The organism is Saccharomonospora piscinae (genome assembly GCF_005862235.1).
In the GTDB taxonomy this organism is placed as follows: Bacteria; Actinomycetota; Actinomycetes; order Mycobacteriales; family Pseudonocardiaceae; genus Saccharomonospora; species Saccharomonospora piscinae.
Map to the genome: position 1 here is coordinate 116,977 of NZ_VCEK01000007.1, position 23,394 is coordinate 140,370.

Genomic DNA, 23,394 nt, shown 5'->3' on the forward strand with positions numbered 1-23,394 from the left:
GGGGTGGCACGCCCCACCCTCGCCCACCATGTGGACGGGGAAGACCGGGGCCGCTCGCGCGGTTATAGATGAATGAGACCGCGATTCGCGGACACGCGCGAGATGGAGGACTGATGTCAACGCTGCCGCCGCTCGTCGAGCCTGCCGCCGAGCTCACCAAGGAAGAGGTCGAGCGCTACAGCCGCCACCTCATCATCCCGGACGTCGGCATGGCGGGGCAGAAGCGGCTCAAGAACGCGAAGGTCCTGGTCATCGGTGCCGGTGGACTGGGAAGCCCGGCGCTGCTGTACCTCGCCGCGGCGGGGGTCGGCACCCTCGGCGTCATCGACTTCGACGTCGTGGACGAGTCGAACCTGCAACGGCAGGTCATCCACGGTCAGTCCGACGTGGGCAAGCCCAAGGCCGTGTCCGCGCGCGAGTCGATCGCCGAGATCAACCCGCTCGTCGACGTCGTGCTGCACCAGGAGCAGCTCACGACGGACAACGCGCTCGACGTGTTCGCCGGGTACGACCTCATCCTCGACGGCACCGACAACTTCGCCACGCGCTACCTCGTCAACGACGCGGCGGTGCTGCTCGGCAAGCCGTACGTGTGGGGGTCGATCTTCCGGTTCGAGGGACAGGTGAGCGTCTTCTGGGAGGACGCGCCGGACGGCCGGGGACTCAACTACCGCGACCTCTACCCCGAGCCGCCGCCTCCCGGCATGGTGCCGTCGTGCGCCGAGGGCGGCGTGCTGGGCGTGCTCTGCGCCTCCATCGGTTCGATCATGGTGACGGAGGCGGTCAAGCTCATCACCGGCATCGGCGACCCGCTGCTCGGCAGGCTCGTCACCTACGACGCCCTGGAGATGCGGTACCGCGAGGTGAAGATCCGCAAGGACCCGGAGACGCCGAAGATCACGGAGCTGATCGACTACGAGGCGTTCTGCGGTGTGGTGTCCGACGACGCCCAGCAGGCCGCGTCCGACCACACGATCACCCCGGCGGAGCTGCGGGCCAAGTTCGACGCGAGCGAGAACTTCGAGCTGATCGACGTCCGGGAGCCTCACGAGTACGAGATCGTCAACATCAAGGGCGCGACGCTGATCCCGAAGGACCGCATCCTGTCCGGGGAGGCGCTGGCCGAACTCCCGCAGGACCGGCCCATCGTGCTGCACTGCAAGTCCGGCGTGCGTTCGGCCGAGGCGCTGGCCGCGCTGCACAAGGCGGGCTTCCGCGACGCGACCCACCTCGGTGGCGGCGTGCTCGCGTGGGCCAGGCAGGTCGACCCGAGCCTCCCGACGTACTGATCACCCCGCAGCCTGCGAACACGCCGACACAGCCTGCGGACACGGCTACACAGCCTGCGGACACGCCGGTGGTGGGGGCCCGCACCGGCGTGTCCGCAGTTCTCGTCGCCGTGTCCGCAGTTCCCGTAGGCCTGGCGGCGGGGTAACGTCGCCGCGTGGATCACCGACCGCCCCCCGAGCACGTCCGCAGGGCGTTCGGGCTGGGCGCGGCCGACGTGACACCCGTGGGGACGACGTGGCGAGCCGGGGACGTCGTGCTCGAACCGGTGCGCGACCGCGCGTTCGCGGCGTGGTTGTGCCGGACCCTCGCCGGGTTGGAGCTGCCAGGGCTGCGGGTGGCACGCCCCATCGGGGCAAGCGACGGCCGCTGGGTGGTCAGCGGGTGGCGTGCTCGCCGGCACGTGTCCGGAGTCGTGGAACACCGTCCCGACGAGACCGTGCTGGCCGCGGTGCGGTTGCACCAGGCCACCGCGGACTTTCCCCGCCCGCCGGAGCCGTCCGAGCGGGACGACGCCTTCACGCTGGCCGAACGCATGGCCTGGGACGAGCAGCACCAGGACCTCGACGAGGCCACGGGAGGGCGGCTGTTCGAGATCCTGGCACTGGCGCGCCGTCCGGTCTCCGCGCGGGACCAGCTGGTGCATGCCGAGCTGTTCGGCACGTTGCTGTTCGACGGTGACGAGCCGCCGGGGCTGGTCGGTTTCGTCCCCCACTTCCGACCGGCGGAGTGGGGTGCCGCGGTGGCGGCGGTGGACGCGGTGGCCTGGGGCGGCGCCGACGGGGCGCTGTTGCGCCGCTGGTCGCACCTGCCCGCGTGGCCGCAGCTGCTGTTGCGGGCGACCCTCTTCCGCCTGGCATGGCACGCCCTGCATCCTGCCTCCGGTGCGACGACGCTGGACGGCCTTCGCCGCGCCGCGAACGAGGTCACCGAGCTGCTGTAGCGCCGCGCACCTCACCGCGGGCCCCGGGTCGATGCGCGCACACCGCAGCGTGACCGAAACCTGCCGCCTCACGCGCGTAACACGGGATTCCTAGCGTCGAGAACCGCCGCCGATGAGGCAGGAGGTCCCTGTGACGCTGACGGAGTCCGGTCCGGCACCCGCCGACCCCGAGTCCCGCACCGACTCGCACTGCCCGTACTGCGCTTTGCAGTGCGCCATGACTCTCGGTTCGTCGGGCACCGTCGGGGCCCGCGACTTCCCCACGAACGGGGGAGGGCTGTGTCAGAAGGGCTGGACCGCGGGCACGCTGCTGGGCTCCCCTGCCCGGCTCACCACACCGCTCGTGCGCGAGGACGGTGAGTTGCGACCCGCGAGCTGGGACACGGCGCTCGATCTCGTGGCCGCGCGCCTGCGCCGCCTTCGGCGCGACCACGGGCCGGACGCGGTGGCGGTCTTCGGCGGCGGGGGACTCACCAACGAGAAGAGTTACCTGCTCGGCAAGTTCGCGCGGGTAGCGCTGGGTACCTCGCAGATCGACTACAACGGCCGGTTCTGCATGTCGTCGGCCGCGGCGGCGGGGACGCGGGCGTTCGGGCTCGACCGGGGCCTGCCGTTTCCGCTGACCGACGTGGGTGAGGCGGATGTGGTGGTGCTCGTGGGCGCGAACCCGGCCGAGACGATGCCACCGTTCGTGCGCCACCTCCACGGGGCGCGGACGCGCGGCGGGCTCGTGGTGGTCGATCCCCGACGCACGCCGACGGCACAGCTGGCGACCCTGCGACTGGCTCCCGCGCCGGGGACGGATCTGGCTCTGGCGCTGGGCATCCTGCACGCGACCGTCGAGGCGGGACGAGTCGACGAATCCTTTGTGGAGCAGAGGACGACGGGCTTCGACGCGGTGTGGCGGGTCGCGGCAGCCTACTGGCCCGAGCGGGTGGAACGCCTTACCGGAGTGGCGGCGGCCGACCAGCGCCGGGTGGCCACGATGCTCGCCGGAGCGCGCCGTGCCTACGTGCTGACGGCGCGGGGAGCGGAGCAGCACGCGAGCGGCGTCGACACCGTGAGCGCGTGGATCAACCTCGCGCTGGCGCACGGCCTGCCCGGGCGGCCCGGATCGGGTTACGGCTGCCTGACGGGGCAGGGCAACGGGCAGGGCGGCAGGGAGCACGGGCAGAAGGCGGACCAGCTTCCGGGATATCGCCGGATCACCGACCCGGCGGCCCGTGAGCACGTGGCGCGCGTGTGGGGCGTGGCGCCCGCCTCGTTGCCGGGGCCGGGCCGGTCGGCGTACGAGCTGCTGGACGCACTGGGCACCGAGGATGGCCCGAAGGCGTTGCTGGTGTTCGGCAGCAATCCCGCGGTCTCGGCTCCGCGCGCGGCGCACGTGGTCGAGCGGTTGGCGGCGCTCGACCTCCTGGTGACGGCCGATCTGGTGTTGTCGGAGACGTCGGCGCTGGCCGATGTGGTCTTCCCGGTCACGCAGTGGGCGGAGGAGACGGGCACGATGACCAACCTCGAAGGCCGGGTGCTGCTGCGGCGCAGGGCGCTCCCACCACCGCGGGACGTGCGTACCGATCTCGCCGTCCTGGCCGCGCTGGCACGACGGCTCGGACAGCCCGCCGCGCGCTTTCCCGCCGAGGCGGAGGAGGTGTTCGCCGAGTTGCGCGCCGCATCGCGCGGCGGGCCCGCCGACTACTCGGGCGTGAGCTACGACCGGCTGCGCGCGGGTGAGGCGCTGTACTGGCCGGTGCCGGACGACGACCATCCCGGGACGCCGAGGCTGTTCGTCGACGGCTTCGCCCATCCCGACGGCCTCGCCCGCTTCGCCGCGGTGGACCACACCGGGCCCGCCGAAACACCCGACGACGAGTTTCCCTTGGTGGCGACCACGGGACGGGTGCTCGCGCAGTACCAGTCCGGGGCGCAGACGCGGGCGATCCCGGAGCTGCACGACACAGCGCCCACCGTCGTCGTGGAGGTCCACCCCGACACCGCCGTGGGGGCGGGGCTAGCCGACGGGGACGAGGCCAGGGTGGTCTCCCGGCGCGGTGCCGTGCGGGCGCGGGTGCGCACCGAGCCGTCGATGCGCCCGGACGTCGTGTTCCTTCCGTTCCACTTTCCCGGTGAGCAGCGGGCCAACCTGCTGACCAACCCCGCGCTCGATCCCACGAGCCGCATGCCCGAGTTCAAGGTGTGCGCCGTGCGCCTGCTGCCCTCCGGTGGTGTGTCGTGACACCCCGCAGGGTGGTCGTGCTGGGGTACGGCATGGCGGGTGCGCGCCTGGCCGACGAGGTCGTACGCCGGGACCCCGACGGCGAGCGGGTGGCGCTGACCGTCGTGGGGGACGAACCGCATCCCGCGTACAACCGGGTGCTGCTGTCGTCGGTGCTGGCGGGGTCGCTGAGTGCGGACGCGGTGCGCCTGCACGAGCCGGGATGGGCGGCGGCGCATGGTGTGGACCTGCGGGTCGGCACCAGGGCGTGCCGCCTCGACCGGCGGGCGCGGCGGGTGTGGCTGGCCGACGGCGCCGCGCTCGACTACGACACGCTGGTGCTGGCCACCGGCAGCACACCGTGGCTGCCGCCCGTGGAGGGGCTGGCCTGCCCCGGCGGGCTCGCCGACGGGGTGGTCGCCTTCCGCACGCTCGACGACTGCGAGCGCCTGGTCGCCGCGGCGCGGCCCGGTGCGCCCGTGGTGGTGGTCGGCGGCGGACTGCTCGGGCTGGAGGCCGCCAGGGGTCTGGCCGGACGCGGCAGCCTGGTCACCGTCGTGCATCCGGCCTCGCACCTGCTGAACCGGCAGCTCGACGCCGCCGCGGGCGGGGTGCTGGCCGCGACGCTGCGCGACGCGGGCGTGGAGTTCCGGCTCGGTCGCGGCGTGGCGGGCTACGTGCCGGGCGACGGGGTGAAGCTCGACGACGGGACGCACCTCGATGCCGAACTCGTCGTGGTGGCGGCGGGGGTCCGCGCCGAGACCGCGCTGGCCCGCGACGCCGGTCTCGCGGTGGAGCACGGTGTCGTCGTCGACGACGCGTTGCGGACCAGCGACGGCCGGATTCACGCTCTCGGTGACTGCGCGCAGCACCCGAGTACCGCCTCGGGCCTGGTGCAGCCGGCGTGGGAGCAGGCCGCGGTGCTGGCCGACCTGCTCACCGGCACGGACGTCGCGGCGCGCTACCGGGGCACGGCGGTGGTGACCCGACTGAAGGCCCGGGGCGTCGAGCTGACCGCGCTGGGCGAGTCGTGCTCCGAACCGGACGAGTTCGGCGATCCGGACGCCGATCCGGATGTCGAGGTGGTGCGTGTCCACGATCCCGCCCGGCGCCGCTACGCCAAGCTCGTGCTGCGGCACGACCGGGTGACCGGCGCCGCGTTGCTCGGGTTCCCCGACGCGGCGGCCGTGCTCACCCAGCTGCACGACCGTGCCGTCCCCGCGCCGGCCGACCGGCTCGCGCTCCTGCTGGGACGGGCGTTGCCCACCGGGGCCCGCGCCACCGGGGGCAACGCATCCCCCGCGGATCTGCCCGGCTCGGCGATCGTGTGCCGCTGCAACTCCGTGACCAAGGCCGCGCTCGTGACGGCCTGGCGTTCCGGGGCGACCACTGTGGACGGACTGTCGGCGCGGACCCGTGCCGCCACCGGGTGCGGTGGCTGCACCGACACCGTGTGCGGCATCGCCGACTGGCTGGCGAGCAGTTCCTGACTCCCGTACCCGCGTACTTCCGCATCCCCCGAACCGAGGAGGCTTATGGCACTCGCACCGGAGCACCCGATCCCCACCACCTCCTCGTTCCGGCTGCGCGGTCGCTGGCTCGACCGCTGGGAGCCGGAGGACCCCGCGTTCTGGCGCGCGGGCGGCAGGCGGACCGCCTGGAAGAACCTGGTGCTCTCGATCTTTTCGGAACACCTGGGGTTCAGCGTCTGGGTGCTGATGAGCATCGTGGTCACCGACCTCGGCTCGGCCGGGTACGACTTCACCGTCGGGCAGACGTTCTGGCTGCTCATCGTGCCGAACCTCGTCGGCTCGGTGCTGCGCGTGCCGTACACGTTCGCCACGCCGCGTTTCGGTGGCCGGGCGTGGACGACGGTGAGTTCGGCCCTGCTGGCGATCCCGTGCGCGATGTTGCTGCTCGCGGTGACGAACGAGGGCACGCCGTACTGGTTCTTCCTGCTCACCGCCGCCGCGATGGGCCTGGGCGGCGGCAACTTCTCCTCGTCCATGGCCAACATCAGTTTCTTCTTCCCGGAACGGGAGAAGGGGCTCGCGCTGGGGCTCAACGCGGCGGGCGGCAACATCGGTGTCGCCGTCACCCAGCTCGCCGTGCCGCTGGTCATCAGCATCGGCACGGGAACCACACTCGCCTACGCGGCACTGATGTGGCTGCCGGTCGTGGTGCTCTCGGCGTCGCTGGCCTGGCTGTTCATGGACAGCATCACGGCGGCGAGGCCCGACGGGCACTCGTACCGGACGGCGCTGCGCAGCAAGCACACGTGGGTGATGTCGCTGCTGTACGTGGGCACGTTCGGGTCGTTCATCGGGTACTCGTTCGCGTTTCCCACGCTGATCGAACTCAGTTTCGCGGGCTACGAGCACTACGTCGGGCTGGCGTTCATCGGCGCGGCCATCGGGTCGGCGGCCCGCCCGTTCGGCGGCTGGCTGTCCGACCGGATCGGCGGCGCCAGGGTCACGGTGTGGACCTTCGTGGCGCTCGGCGCGGGCACGGTGGGAGTGCTGATCAGCGTGACCAGGCACGACTTCGGGCTGTTCTTCGCCTCCTTCGTGGCGCTGTTCGTGTTCACCGGCATCGGCAACGGCTCGACCTACCGGATGATTCCGGCGATCTTCGCGGTCGAGGCGCACCGCACGGCACCGGCGGGGGCGGACCCGGTCCGGGTCACGGCGTCGGCGAAGCGCCAGGCCGCGGCCGTCGTCGGGGTGTGCGGCGCGCTCGGCGCGTTCGGGGGCGTGCTGGTCAACCTGGTGTTCCGGTTCTCCCTGCTCGGCGCCGACGCCGACATCGCGTCGGCGCTGCTCGTGATCCTCGCGTGCTACGTCGTGTGCCTGGTGGTGACGTGGTGGTTCTACCTGCGGCGCGGCGTCGCGGCGGGCCGTGCGCCGAGCCTGGCGACCGCGCGGGTGTGAGGCGCGCACGGCGGTGCCGCGCGGCGGAGGGTTCGGTAACCGCGCCGCAACACCGGGGAATTCGGGCGGACACGGCCGCTGCGCAGCATGGGGACAGCTCTCGCGACGAAAGGGAGAGGCGATGAGTCGAACGTTGGTGGTCGTCGGGCACGGGATGGTCGCCCACCGGCTGGTCGAAGCCGTGCGGTCCGACGACGTGGACGCGGCGTGGCGGATCGTCGTGCTGGCCGAGGAGGCTCGACCCGCCTACGACCGCGTGGGACTGACGTCCTATGTGGATGGCTGGGACCCGGCGGCACTGGCGTTGCCCGGCTCCGAGTACGCCGGTGACGACGCCGTGGAGCTGCGACTCGGTGACCCGGTGGTGTCGGTGGACCGCGGGGCGAAACTCGTGCGCACGGCGTCGGGTCACAGCCAGCCCTACGACGCGCTGGTGCTGGCGACGGGCTCACGCCCGTTCGTGCCGCCGGTGCCCGGTCACGAGCGTCCCGGCTGCTTCGTCTACCGGACCATCGAGGACCTCGACGCACTCCGCGACGCCGTGGAGCGGGCCGGGGAGCGGGTCGGTAGACCCGCGGCGGCCGTGGTGGGTGGCGGGCTGCTGGGGCTGGAGGCGGCCAAGGCGCTGCGGGATATGGGGCTGTCGCCCCACGTCGTCGAGCTGGCTGGTCGGCTGCTGCCGCTCCAGGTCGACGAGGGCGGTGGCAGCGTGTTGCGCGGCCTCGTCGGCGCGCTGGGTGTCACCGTCCACACCGGAACGTCGGTGGAAGGTATCCACGCCGACGGCCGGCGACTGCGCACGGTGCTGGGCAACGGTACCGAACTGGACGTCGATCTGGTCGTGTTCTCGGCCGGGGTGCGGCCCCGCGACGAGCTGGCCCGTGCCTGCGGGCTGGCGACCGGGGACCGCGGCGGCGTCCTGGTCGACGACCGGTGCCGCACGGAAGATCCGGACGTCTACGCCGTGGGGGAGTGCGCTGCCCTCGACGGCCGGGTCTACGGCCTCGTGGCTCCGGGCTACTCGATGGCGGAGGTCGTGGCCGCCACCCTGCTCGGGCGCGACGCCCGGTTTCCCGGCGCGGACACGGCCACGAAGCTCAAGCTGCTGGGCGTGGACGTCGCGAGCTTCGGCGACGCCCACGCCACTACGGAGGGTGCGCTGGAGGTCGTCGTCGCCGACGCCGTGGCCGGAACCTACAAGAAGCTGGTCGTCTCCGACGACGCGAGCACGCTGCTGGGCGGCGTGCTCGTCGGTGACGCGAGCGAGTACACCCTGCTGCGGCCCCTGGTCGGGTCGGCCCTGCCCGCCGAGCCCCTCGCGCTGCTCGCACCCGAAGGCGGCGGCGTGGCCGTGGGGGTCGAGGCGCTGCCCGAGTCGGCCCAGGTGTGCTCCTGCAACGCCGTTAGCAAGGGCGCGATCACCACGGCCATCACCGAGAACGGCGCGACCGATGTGGCCGCGATCAAGGCGTGTACCAGGGCGGGAACCTCCTGCGGTAGTTGCGTACCCATGCTCGGCAGGCTGCTGTCGGCGTGCGGCGTGGCGCAGTCGACGGCGCTGTGCGAGCACTTCGACCAGTCGCGGGCGGAGTTGTTCGAGATCGTGCGTGCCACGCGGCTCACGACGTTCTCCGCGATCATCGCGCGGCACGGCAGGGGCAGCGGGTGTGCGGTGTGCAAGCCCGCGGTGGCGTCGATCCTCGCGACCCTCGGCGCGGGCCACGTCCTCGACGGGGAGCAGGCCGGGTTGCAGGACACGAACGACCACTTCCTCGCCAACATGCAGCGCAACGGCACCTACTCGGTGGTGCCGCGCATCCCCGGCGGGGAGATCACCCCGGAGCGCCTCGTGGTGCTGGGCGAGGTGGCGCGGGACTTCGGCCTGTACACGAAGATCACGGGCGGGCAGCGGATCGACCTGTTCGGCGCCACGGTCGAGCAGTTGCCGCGCATCTGGCGCAGGCTGGTGGACGCGGGATTCGAGTCCGGCCACGCCTACGGCAAGGCGCTGCGCACGGTGAAATCCTGCGTGGGCACCACGTGGTGCCGGTACGGGCAGCAGGACAGCGTGGGGCTGGCCGTGGAGCTGGAGCTGCGCTACCGGGGCCTGCGCTCGCCGCACAAGATCAAGGCCGGGGTGTCCGGCTGCGCGCGGGAGTGCGCGGAGGCGCGGAGCAAGGACTTCGGCGTCATCGCCACCGAGACCGGCTGGAACCTCTACGTCGGCGGCAACGGCGGCGCGCTGCCCCGGCACGCGGACCTGCTCGTGTCCGACGTGGACACCGAGACACTGGTACGGATCATCGACCGGTTCCTCATGTTCTACGTGCGCACCGCCGACCGGCTCCAGCGCACCTCCGCGTGGCTGGAGGAGCTGGACGGCGGGCTCGACCACCTCCGCGACGTCGTGGTGGCCGACTCGCTGGGCATCGGCGCCGAGCTGGAGGCCGCGATGGCCGAGCACGTCGCGCACTACAGCGACGAGTGGAAAGGCGTGCTCGACGATCCGGAGAAGCTGGCGCGGTTCACGAGCTTCGTCAACGCCCCCGGCGTGCCGGACCCGACGGTGTCGTTCCGGGTCGAGCGCGACCAGCGCGTGCCCGTGTCCCTGGGAATGCCGGAGGTGGGGAGCCGATGACGACGGGCGAGCGAGTCTGGACCCCCGTGTGCGAGGTGGCCGCAGTGCCGAGGGCCGACGGCGTCGCGGCGCTGCTCGACGGCGACGTGCAGGTGGCCGTGTTCCGCACCGGAGGTGACGAGTTCTACGCGCTGTCCAACATCGACCCGTTCAGCGGGGCCGCGGTGCTCTCGCGCGGCATCGTGGGCGACCGCGACGGGGTGCCCGTGGTGGCCTCACCCGTGTACAAGCAGCGTTTCGACCTGCGCACGGGCGAGTGTCTCGACGACGGGTCGGTGCGCGTGGCCACTCACCCGGTGCGCGTCGAGGACGGCACGGTGTCGGTGTCCGTGCCGGTGTCCACCCCGGTGCCCGCCAGTGCGCCGTGACCGCGCCCGCGCCGCTGGCGGGATACGTCGTGGGGGTCACGGCCGCACGGCGTGCCGACGAGCTGGGCGCGCTGTTCGTCCGGCAGGGCGCCACCATCCGTTACGGTCCCGCGCTGCGGATCGTCCCCCTGGTGGACGACACCGTTTTGCACGCGGCCACGGTGGGCCTGGTGGCCGAGCCGCCGGAGTTCGTGGTCGCCACCACCGGCATCGGGTTCCGGGGCTGGATGGAGGCCGCCGAGGGGTGGGGGCTCGCCGAGGACCTGGCTGCCCGGCTGCGGGGCGCCACCCTGCTGACCCGGGGTCCGAAGGCGACCGGAGCCGTACGAGCGGCGGGGCTGTCGGAGGCGTACTCGCCCGCCTCGGAGAGCACCGCCGAGCTGTTGGCGCACCTGCTCGCCCTCGGCGTCGCGGGCAGGCGCGTCGCGGTGCAGCAGCACGGTGAACCGCTGCCGTACTTCGCGGACGGGTTGCGCGCCGCCGGAGCCGACGTCGTCGAGGTACCGGTGTACCGGTGGGTCGGCCCGGCCGATCCCGGCCCGCTCGACCGGCTCATCGACGCCGTGCTCGACGGGAGTGTGGACGCCCTGCCGTTCACCAGCGCCCCTGCCGTGGCGAGCACCCTGGCGAGGGCACGTCGCACGGGACGGCAGCCTGCGCTCGTGGACGCGCTGCGCGCCCGGGTGGTGGTGGCCTGCGTCGGCCCCGTCACGGCGGCGCCGCTGGCCGCCGTGGGGGTGCCGACCGTGCAGCCGCCCCGCGCGCGGCTCGGCGCGCTGGCCCGCGCACTCGCGGAGGCGCTGGCGGCGCGCTCGCCCCGGCTCGCCGTGGCCGGGCACGTGCTCCAGCTCCGGGGGCAGGCCGCACTCGTGGACGGCGAGCTGCGGGACATACCGCCCGCGCCGATGGCCGTGCTGCGCGCGCTGGCGGCGTCGCCCGGCCGGGTCACCTCCCGCGCGGAGCTGACGGCGGTGCTGCCCGACGGGGGCGAGCAACACGCGGTGGAGACGGCGGTCGGGCGGCTGCGCACCGCGCTCGGCAGGCGCGGTCTCGTGCAGACGGTGGTCAAGCGCGGCTACCGGCTGGCCGTCGATCGCTCCCATGCCTGACCCGCCCCGCCGTGTCCGCAGCCCACGTAGCCGTGTCCGCACTTCCCGTAGGTCAGTCGAGCCGGTAGTCGAACGTGTACGGCACGACCTCACTTGCCGACGACGCCGTCCCGGAGCCGGACAGCCCCGCGAGCTCACCGGTGCCCGACCCCGGTACCACGGTGAACCGGTCACTGATGCCCTCGTCGGTGTAGGCGACGTCGTGGCGGATCACAAAACCGCCCTCGCGGCCCGCGACGCGGCCCTCGACGCGCTCGAAGCCGGGGGCGCGCTGCCCGCCGTGGCCGGTCCGCTCGTCGTAGTAGAGGAGGTAGTCGCACACGGAACTTCCCTCGATGACGCCCGTGTAGGTGAAGGTGGCGTGGGCGTGCGCGTACCGGGGCCCCTCGGACCCGCCCGCGACGACGTGCTCGTCCCAGCCGGTCATGGTGTATGCGTTGTCGTTGCTGTTGCTCATGGCCCCAGTCTCCGGCCCATACCTGTCACCTGCTGTCAGGTTTTCGCGCGCAGAATGGAACCCGTGCGTGCGAGCCGGTTGCTGTCGGAGCTGTTGCTGTTGCAGAACCGTGGCCGGATGACGGCCCGCGAGCTGGCCGCCGAGCTGGAGGTGTCGGTGCGCACCGTCTACCGCGACCTCGACGCGCTGGCGGCGGGGGGCGTGCCCGTGTACGCCGACCGGGGCCGCACGGGGGCTTACCAGTTGCTGGGCGGCTACCGGACCCGGCTCACCGGGCTGTCGGAGCCCGAGGCCCGTGCCCTGGCGCTGGCGGGACTGCCCGCCGCGGCGGCCGAACTCGGGCTCGGGTCCGTGCTGGCGGCCGCTCAACTCAAACTGCACGCGGCCTTGCCGGAGGAACTGCGCCGCCGGGCGGGCGAGCTGGCCGAGCGCTTCCACGTCGACGTCCCCGGCTGGCACCGCGACCTGGAGAGCGCACCGGCGCTGGCGGCGGTGGCCGACGCCGTGTGGCACGCCCGCCGCGTGCGGGTGCGGTACCGCCGCTGGGACGGCAGCGTCGTCGACCGCGACCTCGACCCCCTCGGCCTGGTGCTGAAGGCGGGGGTCTGGTACCTCGCGGCAGCGTGCGGCGGGAGCCCTGAGGCGGTGCGGACCTACCGCGTCTCCCGCATCGACACGCTCACCGACACCGCCGAACCCGTCCAGCGGCCCGGTGACTTCGATCTCGCCGCGTACTGGCGTGCCTGGTCGGAGGACTTCGAGCGGCGCCTGCACCCGGACCGGGCGCGCGTGCGGCTGTCGCCGCTGGGCCGGGACCTCGTACCGTTTCACCTCGGGCCGGTGGGCGCCCGCGCGCTGCGCGAGACCGGCTCGGAACCCGACGGGTCGGGGTGGTCCACGGCCGAGTTGCCCGTGGAGGCGGGTGCTCCCGCGCTCGGGCAACTGCTCCCGTTCGGTCCCGAGCTGGTGGTTCTCGGACCGGCCGAGCTGCGCCGCAGGGTGTCCGAGGCGATCGCGAGGATGGGTGAGCGGTATGAGTGAGAATTCGTCGTCCTCCGGCGCGTTGCGGGGCGTGACGATCGGCATCACGGCCGAGCGCAGGGCGGAGGAGTTCGTGGCCGCGCTGCGGCGGCATGGTGCCACCGTCGTACCCGCGCCGACCATCCGGATCGTGCCGCTCGCCGGTGACGATCGGCTGCGCGACGCCACCCGTGCCGTGGTGGCGTCCGATGTGGACTATGTGGCCGTGACGACCGGCGCCGGATTCCGGGGTTGGCTCGACGCCGCCGAGCAGTGGGGCCTCGCGGCGGGGCTGACCCGGTCGCTGTCGCGGGCGGCGGTGTTCACGCGCGGGCCGAAGGCGACCGGAGCGGTGCGGGGCAGTGGGCTCACGGAGCGATGGTCGGCACCCGGCGAGAGCAACCGGGAGCTGTTCGACCGGCTGGCACGCGAGGACCTGCGGGGTCGCCGGGTGGTGGTGCAACTGCACGGCGCGCCGCTGCCGGAGTACACCGAGCCGCTGCGTGAGCGGGGTGCCGAGGTGGTCGAGGTCCAGCCGTACCGGTGGCAGTGGCCCGACGATCTCACGCCCGCGCGCGGGCTGGTCGCCGCCGTGGCGGCGGGCGAAGTGGACGCGCTGGCCTTCACGAGCGCGCCCGCCGCGGCGAACCTGCTCGCGCTCGCCGACGGCGAGCCCGAGGCCGCGCGGTTCGCCGAGGCGCTGGCCGACCGGGTCGTGTGCGCGTGCGTGGGCCCGGTCACGGCCGCGCCGCTGGTGGAGCGGGGTGTCGACGTGGTGTTGCCCGAACGCCAGCGGCTCGGCGCGCTGGTGAAGCTGCTGGTCGCGAGGCTGGGGAGGTAGCGCGGTCCCGGTCAGTCCCGGGCGAGTTCTCCCCGGTCGTAGGCACGCAACTGCTCGCGGCCCGCGTCGTCCTCGCTGCGCCCGCGCCGCCAGTACCCGGTGAAGGTGATGTGCCGCTTGTCGATCCCGCGTTCGCGCACGAGGTGACGGCGGACGTGCTTGACGAGCCCGGCCTCACCGGCGAGCCACGCATAGGGTTCGCCCTGCGGCAGGGCCGCCGCGCGCACGGCGGCGAGCACGGCCTCGCCCGGAGCCGCGCCGTCGCGGCGCACCCACCGGACGTCCACCCGCCCGCCACCGGCACGGCGCAGGGGCAGTTCGTCGGCCGCGTCGCCGACCTCGACGAAGACCGTGGCCGTCGCCGACTCGGGCAGGCGTTCGCAGATGGCGGCGATGGCGGGGATCGCGGACTCGTCGCCGACGAGCAGTTGCCACGACGTCCCGACGGGCACGTCGTAGAGGCCGTGGGGGCCGAGCAGCGCCACCTCGTCGCCGGGCCGGGCCGACGCCGCCCAGCTCGACGCGGGGCCCGCGCAGGCGTGCAGGACGAAGTCGATGTCCAGTTCACCGCGTTCGGGCCGGGCCTCGCGCACGGTGTAGGTGCGCATGGCGGGCCGCTGGCCGTCCGGCATGTCGAGGTAGCGGCGGTACCAGGACATCGCGTCGTCCGACAGCGGCGGCGGGAGCCGTGGTGTGCGGGTGCCCGGCGTGGGGAAGAACACCTTGACGTACTGGTCCGGCGCCGTGTCCACGACGGTGCGCAGGTCCGCTCCGGAGAGGGTGACGCGCACCAGCCGGGGGGTGATGCCGCGCACGCGGAGCACCCTGGCGGTCAGGTAGGCCAGCTTCGGCCGGGTCGCCTCGGTGGTCATTAGGCAAGGCTAACCTACTGGGGGCGCCAGCGAAACCTCCGGAGATCGATCCGCTGCCCGTCCGCCAGCACGCCCTCGGCGCGCAACCGCGCGAGCTGCTCCGTGGCCAGGTGCGGGGCGGGCGTGCCGTTGGCCCGCAGCACCCGGTGCCACGGCAGGTCATGGCCGTCCTCCGCGAGGACCCTGCCCACGAGCCGTGGGGTGGATGCCCCGGCCAGCGCCGCCACGTCGCCGTAGGTGGCCACCGTCCCCGGTGGCACCGACGCCACCGCGTCGCGAATCCGTTCGTGCAGTTGCTCGTCCATTCCGACCGCCCTCCACCACCGGGTTCCCCACTCACCGCGCCGCACGCGACACTCGCCGCCGGGCTGCGCCGGTCCGTCGGGTCGGCATGATTCCATCAGGTCGTGAACGGACTCCAGGCCCGACTCGTGCGCACCCCGGTGCGGCCGGTCCCGCGCCACAGGTGGGACGACGGCGCTCGGTGGCTGCTCTCGGGGCCCCGGGGGTTCGTGCGCGTGCTCGGCGCCCCGGGCACCGGCAAGACCACGCTGCTCGCGGCCACGGCCGCCGCCCGGATCGCCGGGGGAGCCGACCCGGAGAGCGTGCTGGTGCTGACGGGATCGCGCAGGGCGGCCGGGTCGCTGCGCGAGGACATCACCCGGCGCCTGACCACCCGCGAGGATGCCGAGGACGCCGACGAGGCAGGCGGACGGGTGCGCACGGTGCGCGATCCGCTGGTCCGGACCGTGCACTCCTACGCCTTCGCCGTGCTGCGGGCACAGGCGGCGCGGGACGGCGACCCGGCGCCGCGCCTGCTGTCGGGACCCGAACAGGACGTCGTGGTGCGCGATCTGCTCGCGGGCGACCTCGAACGCGGCGCACCGGACTGGCCGGAGTCGCTGCGCCCCGCGCTGGCGGTGCCGGGGTTCGCCGAGGAACTGCGCGACCTGCTGCTGCGCGCCGCCGAACGCGGCCTCGGCCCCGAGGACCTCGTGCGGCTGGGACAGCGGCACGGGCGGGAAGCCTGGGTGGCCGCGGGACACTTCTGGAGCCAGTACGAGCAGGTCACCCTGTTGCAGGGCGTCGGGGGACACGCCGTCGGCGAGGCGGGTGCTCCCGCGCTGGACGCGGCCGAACTCGTCGCGAGCGCGCTGGTGGAGCTGGAGGGTGACCCCGACCTGCTCGCGCGGGAGCGGGCCAGGGTGCGGCACCTGTTCGTGGACGACGCCCAGCAGCTCGACCCGTTGCAGTACCGGCTGGTGCGGTTGCTGGCGGGCAGCGCGACGGACGCGGTCCTCGCGGGCGACCCCGATCAGGCGGTGTTCTCGTTCCGGGGGGCCGATCCCCGGCTGCTGGCCGACGCCGATCCCGACGGCGATCGCACGATCGTGTTGTCGCGTTCGCACCGGCTCGGTTCCGCCGTCCACGAGGCGGTCGCGCGCCTGGCGGCCACACTGCCGGGCAGCGCCGAGCACCGCGCGTCCACGGCGTCCACAGTGTCCACAGTGTCCACAGTCGATGGTGCGGAGGGCGGCGCCGGAGCCGTGCGGACGCGGCTGGTACCGACTCCCGCCGCCGAGGCGTCGTGGGTGGCCGACCAGCTGAGGCGGGCACATCTGATCGACGGGGTGCCGTGGTCGGACATGGCCGTGCTCATGCGGTCCGCGTCCCACTCGCTGCCGGTGGTGCAGCGGGCACTCGCGATGGCGGGTGTGCCGGTGGCGTCGGCCGCCGAGGAACTGCCGCTGGCGAGGCAGCCCGCGGTGCGGCCGTTGCTGGCACTGCTGCGGGTGGCCGCCGACGCGGAGGCGCTCGACGCCGAGACCGCGGAGCTGCTGCTGTCCTCCCCGCTCGGGGGAGCCGATCCCCTGGCGTTGCGGAGGCTGCGGCGCGGGCTGCGCAGGCTCGAACTGGTGGCGGGCGGCGAGCGATCCAGCGACGAGCTGATCGTGGCCGCTCTGCGCGACGGCGACGTGCTGGCCGGGCTCGCCGACGCCGAGGCCGCTCCCGTGCGCAGGCTCGGCAGGCTGCTCACCACGGCCCGCGACGCCGTGGGCGAGGCCGCCGGGGTCGAGGAGGTCCTGTGGCGGGTGTGGTCGGCCTGCGGCCTCCAGGACCGGCTGGTGTCGCAGGCCGGGCGGGGCGGCTCGCTCGGTGCGCGGGCCGACCGCGACCTCGACGCCGTCGTGGCGCTGTTCGACGCGGCGAGGCGGTACGTCGAGCGCCTGCCGAGAGCGAGTGTCGCGGGGTTCGCCGAGTACCTGTCCTCGCAGCACATCGTGGGTGACAGCCTCGCGCCGGTCGCGGTCCGGGGCACGGGGGTGTCGCTGCTCACCGCGCACGGGGCCGCGGGCCGCGAGTGGGCCGTGGTCGCGGTGGTGGGGGTGCAGGAGGGCTCCTGGCCGGATCTGCGCCTGCGGGGTTCGCTGCTCGGGGTGGAACGTCTCGTCGACCTGCTGTCCGGTGTGGACGACGACGCCGTGTCGACCGTGTCGGCCACCGCGCCGCTGCTGGCGGAGGAACGCCGCCTGTTCTACCTCGCCGCGAGCCGCGCCCGGCACACGTTGCTGGTCACCGCCGTGCAGGGCGAGGACGAGCAACCGTCCCGGTTCCTCGGTGACCTGGCCGACGACGGCACCGACGCGCGGGACGCCGGACCGGACGTGCGGCGTGAGGTCACCGAGCGGGGCCTGACGCTGGCCGAGCTGGTGGGGGCGCTGCGGTCCGCGGTGACCGATCCCGCGACGGAACCGGGCCGTCGCGATCTCGCCGCGCGCCAGCTCGCGAGGCTGGCGGCGGACGGCGTGCCCGGCGCGCACCCGGCGCAGTGGTACGGGCTGGCCCCCGCCTCCACCGACCGGCCGCTCCGGGCGCCCGGCGAACCCGTCCGCGTGTCGCCGTCGGTGGTGGACACGCTTGTGGCATGCCCACTGCGTTGGCTGCTGGAACGGCACGGTGGTACCGACCCGGCGCAGCTCTCGGCCGTCACGGGCACGCTGGTACACGCTCTGGCGCAGGAGGCGGCCGAGGGCACCGACGAGCAGACCCTGTGGAAGGAACTGGACGCGGCGTGGGCCAAGGTGGACGCGGGCGCGCCGTGGTTCTCCCGCAAGGAGCGGGCCCGGGTGGAGGGCATGGTGCGAACCTTCCTCACCTGGCTGAACCAGAGCCGCGCCGAACTCACCCAGGCCGCCGTCGAGCGTGACCTGCGGGTGGAACTGCCCGCCGGGGACGACGAGCGCCCGGTCGTGCTCACGGGGCGGGTGGACCGGCTGGAGCTGGACTCGGACGGCAGGCCCGTCGTCGTGGACCTCAAGACCGCCAAGACCCCGGTCAGCCGGGACGCGGCGGCCGAGCATCCCCAGCTGGCGGTGTACCAGCTCGCGACCCTGCTCGGAGCGTTCGCCGAGTCCGGGACGCGAACCGGCGGGGCGCGGCTGCTCTACGTCGGCAAGTCGCACAACAGGACCGGCGCCACGGTTCGCGAGCAACCCGCGCTGGACGACGAGACTGCCCGCACGTGGCTGAACACCGTGCGCCGCGCCGCGGGCGACACCGCGGGCCCCACCTACCCGGTGCGGGAGAACGCGGACTGCTCGCGCTGCCCCGCACGGGCGGCGTGCCCGCTGCGGCCGGAGGGCAGGCAGGTGACCGGCCCGTGACGAGCATCCCCGACGCGGCCCCCGCGCCGAGGGCGCCCCGCGTGTCGCCCGCCGACATCGCCGAGGCACTGGGCCTGCCCACGCCCACGCTGGAACAGGCCGCCGTGGTGGCCGCGCCGCCGGAGCCCGCGCTCGTCGTGGCCGGCGCAGGCGCGGGCAAGACGGAGACCATGGCGGCCAGGGTGGTGTGGCTGGTGGCCAACGGTCTGGTCACCCCCGACCGGGTGCTGGGCCTGACCTTCACCCGCAAGGCGGCGCGCCAGCTCGCCGAGCGGGTGCGGGCGCGGCTGCGCAGGCTGGCCGGGTCCGGGCTGCTCGACGACGTGGACCCGAGCGGGCAGCGCAGGCTCGCCGTCGCCTCGGGCGAACCCACCGTGCTCACCTACCACGCCTACGCGGGCCGCCTGCTGGCCGAGCACGGCCTGCGGCTGCCGGTCCGGCCGGGGGCGCGCATCCTGTCGGAGACCGCGTCGTGGCAGCTCGCGCACCGGGTGGTGTCGTCCTGGGACGACGACCTGGACACCGAGAAGGTGCCCACGACCGTCACCGAGCACGTGCTCGCGCTCGCGGGCGAGCTGGGCGAGCACCTTGTTTCGCCCGGGCGGTTGCGGGAGTACACGGACTGGTTCTGCGAGACCGTGGAGAGCGCGCCGAGGGCCAAGCGGCAGCGCGCCGCCCCCTCCCGCTACCTGCGCGACTGCCTGGCGGCGCAACGGCTGCGTCTCCAGCTGCTGCCGCTGGTGGCGGCGTACGAGCAGCGCAAGCGGGCCGAGGGCGCGCTGGACTTCGCCGACCAGATGTCGCTGGCCGCGCGGCTGGCCGAGACCCAGCCCGAGGTGGTGGAATCCGAACGCGCCCGCTACGGCGCGGTGCTGCTCGACGAGTACCAGGACACCGGGCACGCCCAGCGGGTGCTGCTGCGTTCGCTGTTCGGCGGAGACGACCCGCTGGGGGGCGAGCCGCTGCCCGTCACGGCCGTGGGGGACCCGGCACAGGCCATCTACGGCTGGCGCGGTGCCAGCGCGGCGAACCTGCCCCGGTTCACCACCGACTTCCCCCGTCCCGAGCCGGACACCGGACGCCCGGTCCCGGCGCGGGACTACGGGATGCTCACGAGCTTTCGCAACCCGCCCGAGGTCCTGACGCTGGCCAACGCCGTGGCCGGACCACTGCGCGCGGGCGGGCTCGGCGTGGCGCAGCTGCGTGCGCGTGACGGCGCCGGGCCTGCCGACATCCGCGTGGCGCTGCTGCCGGACGTGGTGAGCGAACGCGAGTGGGTGGCCGAGGCGATCGCGTCCCGCTGGTTCGCCGAACGGGACGAGACCGGGGCCGCGCCCACCGCCGCCGTGCTCGTGCGCAGGCGCGCCGACATGGCTCCCGTCGCGGCGGCGTTGCGGCAGCGGGGCCTCCCGGTGGAGGTCGTGGGCCTCGGCGGGCTGCTCGACGAACCCGAGGTCGCCGACCTCGTCGCCACTTTGCGGGTACTGGCCGAACCGCTGTCGGGTACGGCGGCGGCGCGGCTGCTGACCGGCGCCCGCTGGCGGCTGGGGGCGGCGGATCTGGGTGCGCTGTGGCGCAGGGCGGGGGAGCTCTCCGCCGCGGACGACGTCGTGGTGGCCGAACGGGCCGAACAGGCAGGTCTGGTGGACGCCCTCGACGATCCGGGTGGGCCCGAGCGCTACTCCGAGCAGGGCTACGCCCGCCTGCGCGCGCTCAGCCACGAGCTCGGCGCGCTGCGCCGCAGGCTGGACCAGCCGCTGCCGGAGCTGGTCGCCGACGTCGAGCGCACCCTGCTGCTGGACGTGGAGGCACTGGCCCGGCCGGGCGCGGCGGGCCGGGCGCACCTCGACGCCTTCGCGGAGGTCGTGCACGACTACGCCGAGAACTCGCCGTCGGCCACCCTGCTCTCGTTCGTCGACTACCTCGCCACCGCGACCCGCGCGGAGGACGGGCTCGAACCCGGCGAGGTGGAGGTGGTGCCGGACCGGGTGCAGATCCTCACCGCGCACGCCGCCAAGGGCCTGGAGTGGCGCATCGTGGCGGTCCCGCACCTGGTGGACCGCACGTTTCCCAACGAGCGCAAGACGGCGTCGTGGTTGAAAACCGTGACCGAGCTGCCCGCCCCGCTGCGGGGAGACGCGCGGGATCTGCCGGAGCTGGACCTGCGCGGGGCGGACGACCGCAGACAGGTCGAGGAGCTGCTGACGGAACACGAACAGCGCTTCAAGGAGCGACACGCCGAGGAGGAGCGCAGGCTGTGTTACGTGGCCCTGACCCGATCCGAACACTGCCTGCTGGTCTCCGGGCACCGGTGGAACGACCCGGCCACAACCGAGGCGAAGCAGCCGTCGCCGTTCCTCGTCGAGGTCGCCGAGCAGGTGCGTGCCCATCCCGAGGTGGGCGTCATCGAGCAGTGGCACGGCGAGCCGGGCGAGAACCCGCTGGCCGACGCCTCGCGGGAGGGCCAGTGGCCGGTCGACCCGCTCGGTCCGCGCCGGGACGACGTCGGCGAGGGCGCCCGGCTGGTGCTGGCGGCGCTCACGGCTCGGCACTCCGGCAACGCCGGAGAGCCCGGGGACGCCGACAACACCGGCGACAACGACCCTGATGAGGCCGATGAGACCGACGACCCGGACGGCTGGGTCACCGACACCGACGTGTTGCTGGCCGAGCGCGCGAGGAACCGCGAGCCACGAGCCGACCTCGACCTGCCCGGCACGCTGTCGGTGAGCCAGCTCGTGGACCTCGCGGGGGAGCCCGAGGACCTCGCGCGGCGGTTGCGCAGGCCGTTGCCGTTCCCGCCCAGCGCCGCCGCGCGCCGGGGCACCGAGTTCCACGGCTGGCTCGAACGCCGGTTCGCCGGCGAGCGGCTGCTCGACTTCGACGACCTGCCCGGCGCGGCCGACGACGACACCGAGATCTCCCACGGCACCTCTTCCGATGGCTCTTCGGACCGCCCCGGCGGCGGGCTGGCGGAGCTGCGGGAGGCGTTCGAACGCAGCGAGTGGGCGGGGCGCACGCCGCACGACGTGGAGGTGCCGTTCTCCACCGAGATCGACGGCGTCACCGTGCGCGGCCGGATGGACGCCGTGTTCGCCGATCCGGACGGTGGCTGGACGGTGGTGGACTGGAAGACGGGCGCGGTGCCGGGGCCCGACCGGATGCCGGCCCTGTCGGTGCAGCTCGCCGCCTACCGGCTCGCGTGGGCGGACCTGTCGGACACCCCGCTGGAACGGGTGCGGGCGGCGTTTCACTACGTCAGGGCCAACCGCACCGTGCGGCCCGTGGACCTCGCCGACGCCGCCGGGCTGCGGGAACTGCTGCGCGCCGTGCCCGAGCGGGAGGAACCCGGCGGGGCCGAACCGGACGAGCGAACGGCGGAATAGGCTTTGGCGATCATGGTGAAGCCGTGGAAGTTCAAGCTCCGCGAGGAAAAGCTCTCCGACCAGCCGGGACACGCGCTGGTGGGCGTGGTCAACATGCCCGCGCACACGATCAGCCCCGCGAAGGCCATCGGCCGCCGGGTGCTGTTCGCGCTGCTGGCGTTGCTGGCCGTGGTGTTCGTCGTCTACCTCGACCGCGACGGCTACCGGGACGCCAACGACGACGGCGTGAGCCTGCTCGACTGCTTCTACTACGCCACCGTGTCGCTGTCCACGACCGGCTACGGCGACATCGCGCCCGTCAGCGAGACGGCCCGGCTGGTCAACATCCTCCTCGTCACCCCGCTGCGGGTGCTGTTCCTGATCGTGTTGATCGGAACGACACTGGAGGTGCTGACCGAGCGTTCGCGGCAGGCGTTCCGAATCCAGAACTGGAGGCGCACAGTGCGGGACCACGTGGTGGTCATCGGTTTCGGCACCAAGGGCCGCTCGGCGGTGAACGCGCTGCTGGCCGAGGAGGACACCGATCCGAGCCAGGTCGTCGTCGTGGACACCGACCGCGTGTCACTCGACTCGGCCAGCGCGCGGGGCCTGATCACCGTTCACGGGTCGGCCACGCGCTCCGACGTGCTGCGCGTGGCCGGAGTGCAACGCGCACGGGCCGTGGTGGTCGCGCCGAACCGGGACGACACCGCCGTGCTGGTGACTCTCACCGCGCGGGAGCTGGCGCCGAAGGCCAGGATTCTCGCGTCGGTGCGGGAGGCGGAGAACGTCCACCTGCTCAAGCAGTCCGGCGCCGACCAGGTCGTGGTGTCCAGCGAGACGGCGGGCCGGTTGCTCGGCATCGCCACCAAGACGCCGCGCGTGGTGGACATGGTGGAGGACCTGCTCACGCCCGAGACCGGGCTGGCCATCGCGGAGCGCCCGGTGGAGCCGTCCGAGGAGGGCGGCTCGCCACGGCACCTGCCCGACATCGTGCTGGGGCTCGTGCGGGACGGCGCGCTCTACCGGGTCGACGCCCCCGAGGCCGACTCGCTGGAGGCGGGCGACCGGCTGCTGTACGTGCGCAAGGTGTCGGTCGGGGAGGAGACCGTCCCCTGAGCCACGGGTGTGATCGCCCCGACCGCCGGGCGGGCGTGTGGTGGGCAGCGGCGGGATGTTCTGGAACCATTGAGCCGTGCCGCAGCCAGCGAACCCAGACAGACGGCCGCCGCCGCAGTTGACGCCGAAGGTGCTCGGGGTCGCGGCGGCGACGGGGTTGCTGATTCTGCTCGGGGCGTGGTGGATGGGGCCGTCGCTGTTCGGGTCGTCGTCCGGCCCGGAACGGGTGTTCACCGACGCCACGGTGACGAGCCCGAGCGACTGCTCCGACGCGGACGCGCAGGAGACCGTCCGCTTCGATCTCGGCGGCCGAACCCGGGAGGGGCGGCTGAGCGGTTGCGGCCACGACCAGGACGAGCAGGTGCGCATCGCCGTGGCGCAGGACGCCACCTCCTCCGGTTCCCCGGTGCCGGTGGCGCTGGCGGCCACGGCCCCCGGCGTGAGTGACCTGCGCAGGCCCGTCGGGCTCGGACTGCTGGTGCTGAGCTGCGCGAGTGGCGGCGCCTACGCCTTCCTGCTGGCCCGCGGCCCGAGGCCCGGACTGGTGCGGCCGTCGGCGGCGTGAGTC

17 protein-coding genes are annotated in these 23,394 nt (G+C 73.8%); 14 read left to right on the forward strand and 3 right to left on the reverse strand.

Annotated elements, in window-relative coordinates:
• The first annotated feature begins 113 nt into the window (after positions 1 to 113).
• The 8 genes from moeZ (at position 114) to FFT09_RS22205 (ending at position 11,487) form a co-directional block, all read left to right on the forward strand.
• The gene (gene moeZ, locus FFT09_RS22170) at positions 114 to 1,289 is read left to right on the forward strand and encodes an adenylyltransferase/sulfurtransferase MoeZ (protein WP_081193751.1); all 1,176 of its coding nucleotides are present in this window, start codon (positions 114 to 116) and stop codon (positions 1,287 to 1,289) included.
• A 155-nt stretch (positions 1,290 to 1,444) separates the two neighbouring features.
• Positions 1,445 to 2,230, forward strand: a complete 786-nt coding sequence (locus tag FFT09_RS22175) for a TIGR02569 family protein (protein ID WP_138383899.1) — start codon at positions 1,445 to 1,447, stop codon at positions 2,228 to 2,230.
• A gap of 130 nt (positions 2,231 to 2,360) precedes the next feature.
• Complete coding sequence (locus FFT09_RS22180; RefSeq protein ID WP_279631024.1) at positions 2,361 to 4,463, forward strand: molybdopterin oxidoreductase family protein; 2,103 nt, start codon at positions 2,361 to 2,363, stop codon at positions 4,461 to 4,463.
• Positions 4,460 to 5,932 (forward strand): FAD-dependent oxidoreductase, encoded by a 1,473-nt coding sequence (locus tag FFT09_RS22185; RefSeq protein WP_081193755.1) that lies wholly within the window; start codon positions 4,460 to 4,462, stop codon positions 5,930 to 5,932. Before FFT09_RS22180 ends, FFT09_RS22185 begins: the two co-directional genes overlap by 4 nt.
• A gap of 45 nt (positions 5,933 to 5,977) precedes the next feature.
• Positions 5,978 to 7,372 (forward strand): MFS transporter, encoded by a 1,395-nt coding sequence (locus FFT09_RS22190; RefSeq protein ID WP_138383901.1) that lies wholly within the window; start codon positions 5,978 to 5,980, stop codon positions 7,370 to 7,372.
• A 121-nt stretch (positions 7,373 to 7,493) separates the two neighbouring features.
• Positions 7,494 to 10,010: a nitrite reductase large subunit NirB gene (gene nirB / locus FFT09_RS22195; protein ID WP_138383902.1), complete on the forward strand. Its 2,517-nt coding sequence runs from the start codon at positions 7,494 to 7,496 to the stop codon at positions 10,008 to 10,010.
• The gene (gene nirD, locus FFT09_RS22200) at positions 10,007 to 10,378 is read left to right on the forward strand and encodes a nitrite reductase small subunit NirD (protein ID WP_138383903.1); all 372 of its coding nucleotides are present in this window, start codon (positions 10,007 to 10,009) and stop codon (positions 10,376 to 10,378) included. The genes nirB and nirD overlap by 4 nt, the downstream gene beginning before the upstream one ends.
• Positions 10,375 to 11,487 carry a uroporphyrinogen-III synthase gene (locus FFT09_RS22205; protein WP_138383904.1) on the forward strand — a complete coding sequence of 371 codons (1,113 nt, stop codon included), beginning with the start codon at positions 10,375 to 10,377 and terminating at the stop codon, positions 11,485 to 11,487. Before nirD ends, FFT09_RS22205 begins: the two co-directional genes overlap by 4 nt.
• Before the next feature lie 52 nt (positions 11,488 to 11,539).
• Here the strand turns inward: FFT09_RS22205 and FFT09_RS22210 are convergent, their stop codons facing one another.
• Positions 11,540 to 11,944: a DUF3224 domain-containing protein gene (locus tag FFT09_RS22210; RefSeq protein ID WP_081193763.1), complete on the reverse strand. Its 405-nt coding sequence runs from the start codon at positions 11,942 to 11,944 to the stop codon at positions 11,540 to 11,542.
• Positions 11,945 to 12,007: 63 nt separating this feature from the next.
• Here FFT09_RS22210 and FFT09_RS22215 point away from each other — a divergent pair, with 63 nt between their 5' ends.
• Together FFT09_RS22215 and FFT09_RS22220 are read left to right on the forward strand one after the other, a co-directional pair.
• The gene (locus FFT09_RS22215; protein WP_482822433.1) at positions 12,008 to 12,985 is read left to right on the forward strand and encodes a helix-turn-helix transcriptional regulator; all 978 of its coding nucleotides are present in this window, start codon (positions 12,008 to 12,010) and stop codon (positions 12,983 to 12,985) included.
• On the forward strand, positions 12,978 to 13,805 hold the full coding sequence (locus tag FFT09_RS22220; protein ID WP_138383906.1) for a uroporphyrinogen-III synthase: 828 nt from the start codon (positions 12,978 to 12,980) through the stop codon (positions 13,803 to 13,805). The genes FFT09_RS22215 and FFT09_RS22220 overlap by 8 nt, the downstream gene beginning before the upstream one ends.
• 11 nt (positions 13,806 to 13,816) lie before the next feature.
• On the opposite strand, the gene FFT09_RS22225 is transcribed toward FFT09_RS22220, so the two are convergent.
• Both FFT09_RS22225 and FFT09_RS22230 read right to left on the reverse strand, forming a co-directional pair.
• Positions 13,817 to 14,677, reverse strand: coding sequence for a siderophore-interacting protein (locus FFT09_RS22225; RefSeq protein WP_138383907.1), 861 nt, complete (start codon positions 14,675 to 14,677; stop codon positions 13,817 to 13,819).
• Between the two features lie 14 nt (positions 14,678 to 14,691).
• A complete protein-coding gene (locus FFT09_RS22230) occupies positions 14,692 to 14,982 on the reverse strand; it encodes an MGMT family protein (protein WP_024877600.1) in 291 nt (96 codons plus the stop codon).
• A 102-nt stretch (positions 14,983 to 15,084) separates the two neighbouring features.
• Between FFT09_RS22230 and FFT09_RS22235 the strand changes: the two genes are divergently transcribed.
• The 4 genes from FFT09_RS22235 to FFT09_RS22250 all read left to right on the forward strand — a co-directional run bounded on the left by FFT09_RS22235 (position 15,085) and on the right by FFT09_RS22250 (position 23,391).
• Entirely contained in the window at positions 15,085 to 18,342 is a 3,258-nt protein-coding gene (locus FFT09_RS22235) for an ATP-dependent helicase (RefSeq protein ID WP_167305427.1), read from the forward strand.
• Entirely contained in the window at positions 18,339 to 21,728 is a 3,390-nt protein-coding gene (locus tag FFT09_RS22240; protein ID WP_138383908.1) for an ATP-dependent helicase, read from the forward strand. The genes FFT09_RS22235 and FFT09_RS22240 overlap by 4 nt, the downstream gene beginning before the upstream one ends.
• 12 nt (positions 21,729 to 21,740) lie before the next feature.
• The gene (locus FFT09_RS22245; RefSeq protein ID WP_024877597.1) at positions 21,741 to 22,826 is read left to right on the forward strand and encodes a potassium channel family protein; all 1,086 of its coding nucleotides are present in this window, start codon (positions 21,741 to 21,743) and stop codon (positions 22,824 to 22,826) included.
• A gap of 130 nt (positions 22,827 to 22,956) precedes the next feature.
• A complete protein-coding gene (locus tag FFT09_RS22250) occupies positions 22,957 to 23,391 on the forward strand; it encodes a hypothetical protein (protein ID WP_138383952.1) in 435 nt (144 codons plus the stop codon).
• Positions 23,392 to 23,394 lie beyond the last annotated feature (3 nt).